Source organism: Pseudophaeobacter sp. TrK17 (genome assembly GCF_042192375.1).
Lineage (GTDB): Bacteria > Pseudomonadota > Alphaproteobacteria > Rhodobacterales > Rhodobacteraceae > Pseudophaeobacter.
The window spans coordinates 2,936,943-2,952,027 of sequence record NZ_CP071700.1 but is presented as its reverse complement, the minus strand read 5'-3'; the positions used below and the strand labels follow the sequence as shown (position 1 = coordinate 2,952,027).

Genomic DNA, 15,085 nt, shown 5'->3' with positions numbered 1-15,085 from the left:
TGGAAGCGCTCGTGGGGTGCATTGCGCGAAAAATAATAACTTAAAATCAACGACTTGATGTGGAGAAGGTTCGACGGCAGTCGCGTTCCCTCCGCCACTAAATCCAGCACTTCAGCGGTTTTTAACCAGCTACGCACAGCTGGATAATTGCGGGTTTGCCATTTTTATTTCCCCCTGTTCTGGAACAGCTGTTTTGTGGCCGTATCTTAGATTCTGGGCGGTCTTTGCTAAGCTTTTTGGGCGCTGGCTTGAATGGTCTTGCGCCATTGCGAAATTTTTATCCATTGGTAGGTTTGCGCAGAAAACGGTTGAGCTGCGCGGATGCTGTGCCGCAGGAGCCGCTTTCTTCTCGCCATTTCTGCCCAATTTGGTCACAGGCAAGCAATTGGATTCGGCGGAACGTCGGCCTGGGCACCGGTGCGTATCAGGTCAATGTATCTGGCGACGCTGGTAGGGCGGCTTGTCTGTGTATCACATTTTAAAATTTGAAATATCTGGCCCTGGGCCAGAGAGAGCAGTTTTTAGCAAAGCCGCAAGCGGGAATTCACAGAAAAAGGGCAGCTGAGTTTTTTCCCGTCTCTTTCCCCTTTGATTGTGGAGTGCCAAGTAGGACAATGCCCTGGCAGTTCGGCTGTTTGTGGCGGTCGGTTGTGGGGGGCGGAAAAAATATGTTTAATATTAAACTTTGTGCATCTATGCTGTGTGTATGAGGGCGAAATAGCCAAGGCTTTGAAAACCAAAAAGAAAGTGTGGTTTGCTGTCGCACCGAGAGTCAACAGAGCCAATGAAAAAAGAAAAAGTGGAGTTGGTTTTCGGAAATGCCTGAGCGAAAACTCTATATCGCGGATGATAATTTTGAGTTCGCAGAATACCTTATGACGGTCGCCAGGCGTCTGGGATGGACCGTCCAAACCTGTTCAAATGGCAATGAACTGCTTGCCTTGTTACGCTCTGGCAAGGGGGCGGCGGTGGTCCTGGTGGATATAAATATGCCGGAAAAAGATGGCATAGAAGTAATCGAAGGGTTGTCTGAAGTTTCCCGCCCACTGCGGTTTCGATTTATGACCGGCGGCGCCGATGCCCCGATGTTGGCGGCAAAGCTGATGGCGCGGGCGCGAAACCTTTCGGTTGGACGCAATCTCTACAAACCGATTCCAATGGACACTTTGAAACTGGTGTTGGTTGATGAATGGGACGCGCTGATGAAATTAGAAAAGGCGCCTGATCTCCCTGTGGAATGAGCCGCCTGTAAATGAGCAAGCTGTCTGTTTTTTACACGCAAAAGAGTGCAGCGTGGCCAGGGGTAGGTTTAGTTGCCTGTTCTGCGTCTCACTGCTGGCGACCATCCTGCATTCTGAAACTACGATGATTGTAGGACTGCGATCCTGGCGGCGGTCCTGACTGCGGCGCCGAAAGCGGTACAGGAGAAGCCCGTAGGCCATCGTTATCTGTCACATCCCGGACGGTAGTATGGCAGTTTGTTGAACAGTTCTGGTTTGAGTTTGTGCCAGTGCTTCATCGCTTGCAAGGGCGTCTTGCTGCCCAAGGCTGATTGCGGAAGCTGTTGGTTGTAGAGCCAAACATAGCGGTGCAGCGTGGTCTCCAGTTCTTCGCCTGATCGGAAGTGGTGGCTTTGCAGCACGTCTTCGATGCGACCGTTGAAGCGCTCGACCATGCCGTTTGTTTGGGGCGATCTTGGCGGCGTCAGACGGTGTTCGATATCCAGTTCGGCGCAGAGCTTGTCGAAATCATTTTTTCCGCTTTGTTCGCGCTTGCGCAGGCCAAAGAGACGGTCGGAGAACTCCTTTCCATTGCCTGTGAGTATGGTTCGGATGCGAAGTGGGCAAGCCCGCTCTAGATCACGCAAAAAGCGGCGCGCCTTGGCCGCTGTCTTGCTGCTGTAGATACGGATAAAAACCCAGCGTGTAGCCCGATCAATGGCAACAAACAGATACCGGCGGGAAGTTTGATCAGCCATCTGTGGCAGGTACTTCACGTCGATATGCAGATATCCCGGTTCGTATGCCTTGAAGGCGCTGTGCTTTGGGCGGGCGGCCTTTGGCTTAAGATCGCGCAGGTTGCCGACCCCATGCCGCCGCAGACACCGATCCAGTCCAGAGCGCGAGACGTCCGGGTTCAGAAACTCCCGCACCACGGCCAGCAGGTCATCCAGCGACACTAGCAGCATCTTGCGGAGCGCAACCACAACGGCCTCCTGAGCAGGCGTCAACGTCGTTTGCAGCCGATGAGCGGTATGGCTACGGTCATGGACACTGTCGCGCTTGCGCCATTTCCAAACTGTCTGTTCGGTTGCGCCAAAACGCTCAGCCAGAACCCATGCAGGCTCGTCGCTCGCCTGGATGGCAGCCCGTATCTTAGGCGTTGTTGTCGCTTGGTTATGAAGATGGATCAGCATTAAGCGCCCTCCCGAATGTCACCGAAAACCGATCTTGCCATGAAAAATGCGGACCGGCGAGGATCTATGTGATCGTCCGGGATGGAACAGTTATCCGCAAAGGTCGACTTGAAAGAACACTCTGATAAAGGGCATGTTTACAAGTTCAGTTTACGCTAAATTTGCCCACGAAGGGATGGGCGCATAGAGTAAAATCTGAATTGAGCATTAAGTCGATTAGCAAGGTGTTTTAGAGTGTTTTCCAGTTTCAGCTTTGGCGAGCTCGGCACGCGTGGACTGCCAATTGATGTTGCAAACCGTCTGCGCCGTGGTCAGATACGCGGCACGATCGAACAGATGCGTGTTATGCTGTTGGGCAATACTCTTTTTGCGCCGGCCCTGTCCATGAACGCTTGGGGGCAGGGGCGTGATGGCCTGGTCGTGCTGTGGACCGTTGCTATTGTCCTGTTTTCATGGTGGATTTTTTACTCTTGGACCACCTACTATCAGACCACGGGGTCCGAAAAGGACATGCGAGGGTTTGTTATTCAGACCTTCTTTAACTCGTTGTTCTGGACCACCGGCATGGCCTTGTTCTACCCAGTTGCCAGCGGCGATCAGAAGGCCATTATTACTGCGATCATGGCGGGGTCTTTGGCCTTGGGGACGACAGGGTTTTCGCACGCGCCCTGGGCCAGCATGACCTATCTGGCTGTTCAGACCGTTGGGAACGGACTGGTGGCGCTCATCTGTGGGCTGACACTCGGGTCCTCGACGGATTTTCTGATTTTTGTTTTGATGATTGCGGCTGGTGTCAGCCTGTTTAATGCCACCCTAGAAGGAGCAAAGGCGGCCAGGGTTGCGTTCAACAATCACGAAAGACTGAGCGAGAAAAGCGAGGTCGTTGAACTTTTGCTCAAGGACTATGAAGAACAAGCCACAGAATGGCTTTGGCAGACGGACAAAAACGGCCACCTTCTGAGCGCTCCGGCTCAGGTGTTGGAGATGTGCGCGTCACAGTGGGGACAGACGGACAGCATTGATCTGGTTGAGCTTTTGGCTGCGAACTGCACCAAGGCTGCAGAGGAGGATATCAGACAGCTACAACAGGCGTTTGCTGACAAAGCCGAATTTCACGATGTGCGCCTGTCGATTCAGAGCCCGGTGGATGGTGAGCTGCGCTGGATCCTGATGAAAGGTCGGCCGCAATTCGAACGGGGCGCGTTCCAGGGGTTTCGCGGCATTTTTGCGGATGCGACCGCAGCAGTGGTTGCGGAGCGAAAGGTGCAGTTCCTGGCCTCCTTTGATGGGCTGACAGCGCTGTTGAACCGAAACTCGATCCAAAAGAAACTCTCTGAATTGCAGGCAGACGATCACTATGCGGTGGCGCTATTGGTCGATCTGGACGGGTTCAAACAGGTCAACGACAGTTACGGTCATCATATCGGGGATCTTCTGCTCAAGAAGGTGGCGGAACGCCTGCAGGAAAACACCAGTAAGAATACCTGGGTCGCGCGGCTTGGCGGCGATGAGTTTCTTGTCATGATGAACCGCGATGAGCCCATCAGCGCCGCCGAGATCTCCTGGATTGGGCAGTCCATTTGCGAGCGGGTATCTCAACTTGCAAAAGTCGAGGACTTTGTCGTTCAAGTCTCGGCCTCCATTGGGGTGTCCAGATTTCCAGAAGATACCCGCCAGGGGCTCGAGCTGCTGTCCATGTCGGATATGGCGCTCTATGAGGCCAAGAATGCTGGCCGTGACCGGATCACCTACTTTAACGCCGAGATACAAAACAGGCTTTCCGAGCGAAACACTGTTATTGATCGTCTGAAACGGGCGGTGCGCAATGGAGAAATTGAGCCCCACTATCAGTCCCAGCATGTTCTGAGCGATGGCCGTTTGACCGGCTTTGAAGCGCTGGCGCGGTGGGACGATGAGGTCCTTGGTGCTGTGAGGCCGGATGTCTTTATTTCAATCGCTGAACAGACGGGTCTGATTGTTGAGCTGGGCGAGCATTTGCTGCGCCGGGCCTGCGAAGACGCCACCCAATGGGCTGCGCTGATGCCAAAGGCGCCGCCTGTTGTTTCCGTGAATATTTCGCCGGTTCAGTTTGCCCGAACCGATGTCACCGGTCTGGTCTCCAGGGTTTTGCATGAAACCGGCCTGCCACCAGAGCTGCTGGAGGTTGAGGTCACCGAGGGCGTTTTGATTGCATCCAGGGAAAAAATCGCCGCAACATTACAAGAGCTGTCGGAGCTTGGCGTCTCCATTGCACTTGATGATTTTGGCACCGGCTATTCGTCGTTGAGCTATTTGAAAGATCTCCCCCTCAACAGGCTGAAAATTGATCAGTCCTTTGTAAAGGATCTGTCCCGCACAGCCTCCAACCCTATCGTCAGCACGATTGTGCAATTGGGGCACAATCTTGGACTTAATGTTATTGCTGAAGGGGTTGAGAATCAAACTGATGTGGACCTTCTGGCTGAGCTGGAATGCGATGATGGGCAGGGGTATCTCTATAGCCGCGCAATGACCAAAGAGGCCACAAGCCGCTATATTGCTGAAATCGCCTCGCAGGCCTCGCAGCAATAGGGGCGATAGCTGGACCCGGTCTGGAAGGTTGCCGCGGCTGTGCTGGCCGCTCTCTGAGGCAGGCCTTATGGCGGTTTTGCATTTTCCTTCCCGACCCTCAGGGCCAGATTCCGCGCAATTTTAAGAGCAATTTTGTGCGCGTTTTGACCAAAAGTAATCCCGAGTTAAGAATACCCTGCCTAATTTCGGGGGGACTGTTTTTTAGGAGTAAAACATGAAGTTCGGAATTTCGGCAGCTGTGTCTGCCTCATTGGCTTTCTTTTCTGGTGCAGCCACCGCTGCGGAAATCGAAGTCATGGCGGGTGATCTGCCACCTATGATTCAAAAGGATGGATCGGGCCGCGAGGCGGAGATCATTTCGGCCGTATTGGGTCACTGCGGCCATACTGTTGTCTTCACTGTCCAGCCCTTCACACGTCATTGGCAGTCTTTTGAAAAAGGCTCTGGAGATGCAGTGGCAACTGTCCCAGTGGGTATGCCAACCGCAGGCACACAGACGCAGGCCTATGTCTCCTATCAAAATGGTGTGTCTTACCTGAGCTCTTCCAACCACGAGGCCGCGGCGCTCGCTGATCTGGATGGCTGGAATATTGTTGCCTTTGAAGGCGCCAGCAATATTATTCCGGGCCTTGGCGGCAGCACCTCTGCCTTCAAATCCTACCGGGAAATGGCAGACCAGAAGACCCAGAGCAAACTACTGTATGGTAAGCGTGTAGACGGGATCCTTGGTGACGGTATGCTGTTTGCAGAATTTGCACGCCAATTGCAAGAAGCGGGCGCATCTTCCGGTGTGGATGCCAGCCAGTCGATTGAATTCCGCGCAATTTTTGACCCTAGCCCCTACGCGATGAGCTTTAGAGATCCGGCCCTGGCGGCGGACTTTGATCGCTGTTTTGCTGAATTGGATGCGGCAGGGACCATTGCTGAAATCAACGTCAAATGGACCGACAAGTATCGCGATGCCCTCGAAGGGGCTCTGTTGCACAAATCCTGTGAGGGATTCATCTCGCGAATCCAGCGTGGTAGCTGGGTTGCATGAGCAGACCGACACCACCGACCTACAAGACCAGGAACTGGCCAGCCTATAACGAAGCGCTCAAGCGCCGCGGCTCGCTGACGATCTGGTTCGATCCCGAGATGAGCTGGGATGCCGCGCCGTCAGGCAGGCGTGGCCGCCAGCAGACCTACAGTGACACCGCCATCCAGACGTGTCTGACGATGAAGGTTCTGTTCGGCATGGCGCTGCGGCAGACGACCGGCTTCGTCGAAAGCCTGTTGCGGCTTGTTGGCCTCGACTGGACGGTGCCCGACTTCAGCACGTTGAGCCGCCGCCAGAAGACCCTCGCCGTACGCATTCCATATCGTGGCTCCAAGGGTCCGTTGCACCTTCTGATCGACAGCACCGGGATCAAGGTCGAGGGCGAAGGCGAATGGCACGCCCGCAAGCATGGCGGCCCCAAACGGCGTGTGTGGCGCAAGATCCACCTCGGGATCGACGAGGAAACGCTGGAGATCCGAGCCGTCGAGATTACCGGGAGCCACATCGGAGATGCGCCAGTGCTGCCCGACCTGCTGGACCAGATCCCGCCGGAGGTTGAGATCGGCAGTGTCACCGCAGACGGCGCCTACGATACCCGCAAATGCCACGACGCCATTGCCGACCGCAGCGCACATGCCGTCATCCCGCCCCGCAAGAATGCCAAGCCATGGAAGACCGTCACAGCCGGTGCCGCAGCCCGGAACGAGGCCGTGCGAGCATCAAAATATCTGGGCCGCGCCCTCTGGCGACGATGGAGCGGATACCACCGCCGGAGCCGTGTCGAGACGAAGATGCATTGCGTGAAACTGCTGGGCCAGAGGCTCATGGCACGGGACTTCGACCGTCAGGTCGCGGAACTCCAAATCCGGATCGCCGTGCTGAACGGCTACACCGCGCTTGGCATACCCGTCACAGAGCCCGTGGGGTGAGTCCGTCTGGGGAAGGGGCAACCTCGGCATTCAGCCGATTTGTGCAACAGAGCCCCTCGAAGGCAACTACATGTCCTATTAAGTGATCGCCGCCGTTTGGGCGCAGCCTGCACCGGCTATTTCCCAAACGGCGGCACCGCCAAATGCAAAACCCGTGGACGATTACTAATGGCATGGAAACGATCCTATCGACCTTTTCAGAACCGTTCTGTTGACCCGCAATAACAGTCCTTCAGGACTGAAACTCCTCGAAACAAGACAAGTAGACTTAAGCAAACGGAGCGTGAAAAAATGGGATTCCTGAAACGGATGTTGGGCATGTCCATAAAGAAGAAATTGCTTCTGCCCATTCTGGCTTGCATCGTTCTGTCAAATTTTGCCTATACGGTCTTTTGGGCCTCAAAGCATAGTACAGCCTTGATTTCCGCCTTTGATGCAGAGGTAAAACTGGCCCAGCGGTTTGTCGTTCCGCCAGTGGCTGCGGCCGTTTGGGATTTCAACAGTGATGCCGCCAGGGGCGCGATCCAGGGCATTGCCGATATGGAAAACGCTCTCTTTGTGCAGGTCATTGTCGATGGGGAGATTTTCTCTGAAATCTTTGTCGGCGAAGAACAGCGGGAAGAGCTGACCGAGCAGGTCGCCGCCCTTTTGCAGGACGAAGCCGCTGAAAAATCAGTCGAGGCGAATGAAGTTGTCTATGTGAAGTTTCCTTTGACACTGTCTGATGGCACCGATGTGGGCCAGATGGTCATGGGCTTTAGCAATGGCGCCATTCATGCCACCGTTTCTTCGCTTTATCTGCAGTCGGCTATCATTGGCCTGGCCATTTGTTTGCTGATTGGTGTGATCGTGTATTTTTCCGCGGCGTCGGTAACTCGACCGCTGGACCGGATTGTTGACCGGATTGATGCCCTGCGGAGCGGCGATACCCATAGCCCGGTTCCAGAAAAACGCCGGGGTGATGAGCTAGGCCGTCTCGCCGCTGCGGTTGTGGAATTTGTCGATGCCATGCGGGCCAATGCCGAGCTGGAAGAAAAATCCAAAGCTGCTGCTGAAGAGCAGGCCGGGGTTGTGCGAGAGCTGGCAAACGGGTTGAACCAACTGTCCAAAGGCGATCTGTCTTACCGGATCAAAAAAGAAATGAGCCCGGAATACACCGCCCTGCGGTCGGACTTTAACCAGACGGCTGAAACCCTGGATGATCTGATTGGGCGCGTTTTGGTGACCATTGCGCAGATGGACCAGCAGATTGGCGAAATGGCCACCGGGACGGATGATCTGTCGCAGCGGACAGAAAACCAGGCCGCAACCCTGGAACAGACCGCAGCTGCGCTGGATAGCATCACCTCGAACGTGCGCTCTGCCACTACGCAGACGCAAGAGGTCGAAGGCACCATTTCTGAGACCAGCAAAGTTGCCTTGCGCAGTGGCGACATCGTCCAGCGGACAGTGCAGGCGATGAAGGAGATTGATGAATCCTCCGAGAAGATCTCTGAGATCAACAGTGTGATTGATGACATTTCCTTCCAGACCAGCCTATTGGCCCTGAACGCCGGGGTCGAGGCTGCCCGCGCTGGCGAAGTTGGACGCGGTTTTGCGGTGGTTGCCTCCGAGGTGCGCTCCTTGGCGCTGAAATCTGCGACCTCCGCCAATGAAATTCGCGAACTGATCCGAACCAGCTCTGAAAAGGTCAAGGTTGGCGTGGAATTGGTAGATGAAGCGGGGCGCTCCTTGGATGAAATCATTGAAAAAATTCAGGCGGTCTCCGCTCTTACCACTCAGATTGCCGCCTCTTCTGGGGAACAGTCTTCGACCATTTCGGAAATCAATGCCGGTATGATCGAGTTGGACCGGGTGACCCAGCAAAACGCCAGCATGGTTCTGAAGTCCAGTGATCAGGGCAAAAGCCTTCAGCGGGCGGCGTCGGAACTGGCGGAGTTGGTCGCCGGGCTCAAGCCGACCTCGCAAAGCCAGGGCGGAACCCCAGCTGCGCAGGGCATGGTCCATGGCGATGACTTTGGCTCGGATGATTTTGGTGGCACGGGTTTTGGCGACGAAGGCTTTGACATCGATGACTTTGACACTGACCGGCTGGCGGGGTGATCCTTCGCCAAACCTTGCTAAGGTTTGACCGCCGCTGTCAGCAACAACAGCCCCCCGTTCACCTGAGTGTGGACGGGGGGCAACTTTTTTGTCGCTTGACCTGCGCCTTGCTGAGGCTAGCTTTGGGAAAAAACCAAAGGAAATCTAATGATTGGATATGTAACTGTTGGCGTCTCGGATATGGAGAAAGCCAAGGCCTTTTACTGCGATCTTTTTGCGGATCGCGGCGCAAAGGTGATTATTGATGGCGGGCGCATCGCGATGATTGGGGCAACGCCAAAAGAGCCGATGATTTCGGTCTGTGTGCCCTATGACAAAAAGGATCCGCAGCCGGGAAACGGCAATATGGTGGCCTTTGCTGCACAAAGCAAAGACGATGTTTCCGAGCTCTATAACAAGGCTATTTCGCTTGGCGCGACCTGCGACGGTGAGCCGGGCCAGCGTATTCCTGATCGGTTCTACGGGGCCTATGTGCGCGACCCCGATGGCAACAAGATGACCTTTTATGTCTTTGGCTAGCGCCGGGAGCCCCTCAATTCTATCTGAGCATGTGGGATGACTGGGTCCTGACCCCAAAAACCTGCGACGGCCTGACAGGGTGCCCCGTCAGGCCGTTTTCTACCTGCTGTTGGATACAGCAGCTGATCCGGGGACGGCTGCTTACGCGGGTTTTCTTGCGCCACGACGGCTCGGGGCACCGCGCCGCAAAGCCGGATCTATATACCGTGCTTGGCCAAAGTGGCCCATGAAACAGAGAGCTGCCGACCGTCCTAAGCTGTGATTTCTGCTGAAACCGGCCGCGACCACGGTCCTAGCCTGCGCGCCCATTTGCTTGCCAGCAGCGGGGAACTTGCATAGCCTTGTCGGCAACTTTGTCTCTTTGAAATGATCTCTTTATGTTAGATTTTAGTCTGGGTTTGATTGGGCTTCTTGGCCTGGTTTTTCTGCTTGGTGTTCCCTATCTCCTCGTGTCGCATACACGCCTGAAATCGCAGGTGCGCGATTTGGACGCAAAAGTGCGCGCGCTGCAAAACAGCGCCTCAGGCAAACAGGTCTCCGCAGATCTGCAAACCCCTGATCAACAGCCCAACGCGGTAGCCAAACCTGCTGTCCCTTGGGGCAAGGCGCCCGATGATGCAACAGACGCCACCCCGATCGAGGACCAAGCGAAAGACGTCCGTGCCGCAGAAGACAGCTCAGTATCTGGGCCTTTTGTGGCCCCGGCGGAGACAGAGCAAAACGCCGAAGACTTTGCCAGCGTCACACCGCGAGGGCCATCTGCACCAGCGCCGCTTTCTGAAACGCGCGCCGATCCGTCCAGTGACCCGGCTCAGACCCCGCGGGCTTTTGTGTTGCGCAGAGATCTTGTGGAGGCCCTCAGCGGTTGGCTGCGGGAGAACTGGGTTTTGGTGGCAGGGGCTGCATCTCTGGCCTTGGCAGGGCTCTTTATGGTGCAATACGGCGTTGAAAACGGCCTTTTGACGCCGTTCTGGCGGGTCATGGCCTCTTTGGGCTTTGGCGTGGCGCTTATTCTTGGGGCTGAAATGATCCGGCGTCGTATGGGGGATGTCACGGACGGAGCAGCGCAGCATCTGCCCTCTGCCTTGGCAGGAGCGGGGGTCGTCACACTTTTTGCCGGGCTGCTGTCGGCGCGGGTGATGTACCAGCTGATTGACCCAGGCCCCAGCTTTGTGGCGCTTTGCCTGGTGTCGCTGCTGGCCCTGGTGCTGGGCTGGTTTTACGGCGCCTTCCTCACCGCTTTGGGGCTGCTGGGCGCCAGCGCGGTTCCCTTTCTGGTGGGGGGGCAATCGCAGGATGCCTGGATGCTCTACTACTATTTTGCCTTGATTGCGACGGTGGGGCTGGGGGTGGACACGGTCAAGCGCTGGGCCTGGATCTCGGGGCTTGCCTTGGCCGCGCCGCTCACGGCCTGTCTGTTGCTTTACCTGTCCGAAGGGGGGGAGCCGCATTTTCTGACCGCGCTGTTGGCGATTACCGCAGCAGCAGTGATCCTGCCTGGGCGCAGCCTTTGGCCTTGCCATGGCGGACCGGCGGTGGTGGAGGTCTTTTTACCCCATCAGGGGCGGCGGACCTATCCTGAATTCCCCACCCGTATTTCTGCGGTCGCAATCTGTGCTGCGGGGGCTGCGGCGCTGCTGGTGGCTGTGCAGGCGGATCAGGCGGCGGTGGTTGTCTTTGCCCTGCTGACATTGGTGACGCTGTTGCTTGCTAGCGTGCTTTGGATGCGCCATGCCCCAGCTTTGTTTGACCATGCACTGGTGCCGGGACTGGCGATCCTAGCGGTTGTCCTGCTGGAGGGGCTCAACTTTGGCCCTCTGTTTCGCGAGTTTACCGCCGCCATCACCCGCCCGCCGGAAACCCCGGCCCCCCAAATCCTGTGGCTTCTGGTGGCAATTGCTGCGCTGGGCTCGGGGCTGGCCTATCTGCGCATGCAGTGGAGCCTGACTGGGCCTGATGGGGAGAGCCAAGAGCCTGAGGCATATTCCTCGGCAAACCTCCCGGTATTCTGGGCGCTCTGTGCGGCGAGTTTTGCCCCAGCCTTGCTTTTGATCCTCGAGTTCACCTGGAGACCCGCAGCTGTGCATGGTCTCTACACCTGGGCCTTGGTGGTGCTGACCATGGCGGCGGGCATGACCTTTCTGACAGAGCGCGCGGCCCGTGGCCCGCGCGGCGGGCAGCGAGAGATGCGGGTGGCGTTGCTTGCCATTTCAGCGCTGACTCTCATTGCCTTTGCGCTCTTTCTGGTACTGGCGCAGACTGCGTTGACTCTTGCCCTGGCTGTCATGGTGCTGTTGGTGGTCCTGATTGACCGGAAATACGATCTGCCCGGCCTGGCGCTGTTTGTGCAGATCGCAGTGGCGGTCATTGTTTACCGGCTGGTACTGGATCCCGGCGTGACCTGGGCGCTGGACCGCGACTATATCGACGAGGGTTGGCAGTATGTGACACCGTTATCCCAGATCGCTCTTGGCTATCTGGGCAGCCTGGCGCTGCTGGGAGCTGGCTGGTTCGTGACACGACAACAGCTGCGTGAGAAAACCACGTTGGTGCTGGAAAGCGCCGCAACATTGATAGGCGCAGTGTTCTTTGCTGTGTTGATCCTGCGGCTGCTGCCAGAACAGATGCGCTATAGTCATGCGGGTATAGGGCTGATGGCCACAGTGTGGGTGGCCTCCCTGGTGAACCAGCTGCACCGGCTCCGTCTGAGCGGTCGCTTTTCAGCTCTGCTGCGCGGCATCCTGATCCTGGGCTATGGTGTCGCTGCCTTGGGCTGTATTGGCGGGTTACTTGTGTTTGCCAATCCGCTGTTGGCCAGTGGCGAAATCGTGCGTGGCCCGTTGATCCTGGACAGTTTGGCTGCGGCCTATCTGCCGCTGGCGGCAGTCTGTGCTGCGGCAGCGCTGCGGCTGGACCACCTGAACCGCTGGGTTCGGACCGGGTTTGGTCTCGCCGCGTCTGTGCTGGCGGTGATCTATATCACCTTGGAGATCCGCAGGTTCTGGCGCGGCAATAACCTTAGCCTTCCGGGGGTGATCGACGCTGAGCTCTATTCCTACACCGTGGCTTTGCTGGTTGCCTCGGGTGGGGTGCTGATGCTGGCCTTCTGGCGTCGTTCAGACCTGCTGCGCAGGCTGGCCATGGCCGGGGTGGTGCTGACAATTGCCAAGGTATTCCTGGTGGATATGAGTGGTTTGTCCGGCCTGACGCGGGTATTTTCCTTCATGGGGCTTGGGCTGGCGCTGGTCGGGCTTGCCTGGCTGAACCGCATCATGAACGCCCAATGGGACAAAGGGAAAATACAGCCCGAAAGGCAAGAGACCTGACCAAACTGCATCAGGGGAAGATCTGCAAAAAAGGCGGGCCAGAGCGGCCCGCCTTTTTTATTTGCAATGACCTGACCCACCACGGCCGGAGCCATCGTATCGGAACGATGCAGTGGATGCCTCGCGCTACCTCGGTCGAACCATTTGGAAGCGATGGAGCGGGTATCTCCGCAGGAGCCGCGTCGAGACCAAGATGGACAGTGTGAAGCAATTGGGCCAATCCTTGATGGCCCGAGACTTCGAGCGACAGATCGCTGAGATCCAAATCCGGATCGCGGTATTGAACCGCTACACCGCTCTTGGCATACCTGTCACAGAGCCCGCAGGATAACTCCGTCCGGGGAAAGGGGGAGGCTGTCCTTCGGACGATTTGCGCAACAAAGCCGCGCAAAAGAGTAAAGTAATTGTTTAAAAGCTGAGCCGAGGCAAGTTCCGCTCGCTTGTGCAAGAGTGCCTCTCCCCAACAGATCGGCCCGGCTGGGAGGATCTATTGGGGAAAGTGCCTGTTGAATAGCTTGCGGCTACTTGGCTGTAAGGGTCTCGAAACGCAGACCAACGGCGGTGCGCGGTGCAAAGCCTTTCCAATAGGTGTGATCCGGCAGTTCCTTGCCTGCATCGTCTTTTGAGACAACACCGTCGATGGCCTGTGGTATCAGCTCCAAGTAGGGTGTGTTGTCGGCCTCAGACTTGAGGTGCAGTCCCATAAAGGCAGTGGCAAAGTGCTGGGTGATATTGTTCATCCGGTTGGTGTCCCAAACCGCATCGGCGTAGTGCTCAAACGGGATGAAGTCGAGATTGTCGACCGGTTCCCAGCTCTCAATTGGGGCAGGCATTGGCGCGGCGGCGTTGTGATTGGCGCCTTCAAAGGTCAGCAGGTGACGGTTGGTATTCACTGCGCCCTCAAAGATTTTCCGAATTGCCGAATAGACAGAGACATCATCGGCGCTGCCCGCCATAACCATCAGCGGTTTGTTGATGCCAGCCAGGCCGGTCGCATCCCAAAAGCCGGTGTTCATCCCCCAGGGACCAATGGCAATCACCGCTTTGACGCGGTCATCACTCTGCGCGGCGTGGCTTTCTGACCCTGCCTGATGGCGGGCCAGCAGACCAGCGGGCGTGCCCCAGCTATACTGGGTCGAGGCCTCGGTCACGCCGGCACCGGCAAAGATCACAGCGCCGTAGCCGCCCATGGAGTAGCCGATAACCCCGGTTTGATCAGTATCGATGATCTCGCCCAGGGGGCCTTCCAGAGCCTCCATCTGATCAATGACAAACCGCTGATCAATCGGGCGGTTCAGCAGGGTTGAACCAAAGGCGGCCTTGTCGGAATAGGTGCTGTCACGGTGGTCAATCGAGACGGTGACATAGCCCTTGGTTGCGAGGTTTTCCCCCAGGTGGGACATCAGATAGCGGTTGCCGGGGTAGCCATGTGAGATCACCACCAGAGGATAAGTCTCGCCACTGGCCGGCGTTGCATCACGGGCGGCACGGCCCTGTAGGGTGACTTCGGTCTTGCCGTCCCGCAGGATGGCGCGATAGCTGCCGCCCTGTTCGGTTCCCTCCGCCGCCGGATACCAGACCTCTACCGTCAGATCACGATCATACAGTGGCTGGTCGGTGTCAGTGGTGTTTAGAATGTCATTTTGACCGGGATTGGTAAACTCCAGCGTCTGCACCCCGATTGGATGGGCGCCAAAGGCGGCAAGCTCAGGCGCATCTGGCCGAATGCGATCGATGCGGTTCTCTGCCGAGCTCGCCAGAGGCAGGCTGGTTGCCGCGAGGGCTAGCCCGATGCCGGCCGCCAAATTTTTCTTAGACATATCCGTCTCCCAGTTTCGTATCCATTTGAAATGCCCCGTAGCTTTTGTTTGGGGCCCGCGCGTGTCTTAGGGGCGCAATGTAACAAACTGTCCTGCAGGCTGCGGGTGGCAGCCAAAGCATCCCCGCTGGCGCCTCTGGCCACAAAGACCCGATCTGCTGCTGTGGGACGGACCTCTTTGAACAGCGGTCGCGATAGTTTCTGGGCGATTGCGCGTCACCTTTTCTCAGATGACTAAAGAGTCGCGCTCTGGGTCAAGTCTCCGCATGGGGCTGGCTGCAATAACGCAGCGTTTCTTTCACAGGGGCCGAGGGTTAGCAAAAGCCCGCAAAAGCAGTCTCCAACGGGACAGGACATGTGCAG

General features: G+C 56.8%; 9 protein-coding genes and 1 pseudogene. 8 read left to right on the top strand and 2 right to left on the bottom strand.

The annotated features are described in order from the left end of the window. Positions 1-818: 818 nt before the first annotated feature. Positions 819-1,241: a response regulator gene (locus tag JZI28_RS13910; RefSeq protein ID WP_295455850.1), complete on the top strand. Its 423-nt coding sequence runs from the start codon at positions 819-821 to the stop codon at positions 1,239-1,241. A gap of 203 nt (positions 1,242-1,444) precedes the next feature. On the opposite strand, the gene JZI28_RS13905 is transcribed toward JZI28_RS13910, so the two are convergent. Then, positions 1,445-2,416: an IS481 family transposase gene (locus tag JZI28_RS13905; protein WP_375697978.1), complete on the bottom strand. Its 972-nt coding sequence runs from the start codon at positions 2,414-2,416 to the stop codon at positions 1,445-1,447. 234 nt (positions 2,417-2,650) lie between these two features. On the opposite strand from JZI28_RS13905, the gene JZI28_RS13900 reads away from it, so the two are divergent. The 7 genes and pseudogenes from JZI28_RS13900 to JZI28_RS13870 form a co-directional block, all read left to right on the top strand. Further along, on the top strand, positions 2,651-4,987 hold the full coding sequence (locus tag JZI28_RS13900; protein WP_375697977.1) for a putative bifunctional diguanylate cyclase/phosphodiesterase: 2,337 nt from the start codon (positions 2,651-2,653) through the stop codon (positions 4,985-4,987). 214 nt (positions 4,988-5,201) lie between these two features. Then, positions 5,202-6,026 (top strand): substrate-binding periplasmic protein, encoded by an 825-nt coding sequence (locus tag JZI28_RS13895; RefSeq protein ID WP_375697976.1) that lies wholly within the window; start codon positions 5,202-5,204, stop codon positions 6,024-6,026. Then, complete coding sequence (locus JZI28_RS13890) at positions 6,023-6,955, top strand: IS5 family transposase (protein WP_375697975.1); 933 nt, start codon at positions 6,023-6,025, stop codon at positions 6,953-6,955. The genes JZI28_RS13895 and JZI28_RS13890 overlap by 4 nt, the downstream gene beginning before the upstream one ends. A 291-nt stretch (positions 6,956-7,246) precedes the next feature. Further along, entirely contained in the window at positions 7,247-9,058 is a 1,812-nt protein-coding gene (locus JZI28_RS13885; RefSeq protein ID WP_375697974.1) for a methyl-accepting chemotaxis protein, read from the top strand. 147 nt (positions 9,059-9,205) lie between these two features. Next, complete coding sequence (locus JZI28_RS13880; protein WP_375697973.1) at positions 9,206-9,577, top strand: VOC family protein; 372 nt, start codon at positions 9,206-9,208, stop codon at positions 9,575-9,577. Positions 9,578-9,954: 377 nt separating this feature from the next. Next, positions 9,955-12,903 carry a DUF2339 domain-containing protein gene (locus JZI28_RS13875; protein WP_375697972.1) on the top strand — a complete coding sequence of 983 codons (2,949 nt, stop codon included), beginning with the start codon at positions 9,955-9,957 and terminating at the stop codon, positions 12,901-12,903. 75 nt (positions 12,904-12,978) lie between these two features. Beyond that, positions 12,979-13,234 (top strand): annotated as a pseudogene (locus JZI28_RS13870) (IS5/IS1182 family transposase); the annotation flags it as partial. Between the two features lie 190 nt (positions 13,235-13,424). Here JZI28_RS13870 and JZI28_RS13865 read toward each other — a convergent pair. Next, positions 13,425-14,723, bottom strand: coding sequence for an alpha/beta hydrolase family protein (locus JZI28_RS13865; protein WP_375697971.1), 1,299 nt, complete (start codon positions 14,721-14,723; stop codon positions 13,425-13,427). Positions 14,724-15,085: the final 362 nt, after the last annotated feature.

What these genes read in the sequence shown, in the direction of transcription:
- JZI28_RS13910 (WP_295455850.1), top strand. Translation starts at nt 819, where the DNA reads ATGCCTGAGCGAAAACTCTATATCGCGGATGATAATTTTGAGTTCGCA.
- JZI28_RS13865 (WP_375697971.1), bottom strand. Translation starts at nt 14,723, where the DNA reads ATGTCTAAGAAAAATTTGGCGGCCGGCATCGGGCTAGCCCTCGCGGCA.
- JZI28_RS13880 (WP_375697973.1), top strand. Translation starts at nt 9,206, where the DNA reads ATGATTGGATATGTAACTGTTGGCGTCTCGGATATGGAGAAAGCCAAG.
- JZI28_RS13875 (WP_375697972.1), top strand. Translation starts at nt 9,955, where the DNA reads ATGTTAGATTTTAGTCTGGGTTTGATTGGGCTTCTTGGCCTGGTTTTT.
- JZI28_RS13890 (WP_375697975.1), top strand. Translation starts at nt 6,023, where the DNA reads ATGAGCAGACCGACACCACCGACCTACAAGACCAGGAACTGGCCAGCC.
- JZI28_RS13885 (WP_375697974.1), top strand. Translation starts at nt 7,247, where the DNA reads ATGGGATTCCTGAAACGGATGTTGGGCATGTCCATAAAGAAGAAATTG.
- JZI28_RS13905 (WP_375697978.1), bottom strand. Translation starts at nt 2,416, where the DNA reads ATGCTGATCCATCTTCATAACCAAGCGACAACAACGCCTAAGATACGG.
- JZI28_RS13895 (WP_375697976.1), top strand. Translation starts at nt 5,202, where the DNA reads ATGAAGTTCGGAATTTCGGCAGCTGTGTCTGCCTCATTGGCTTTCTTT.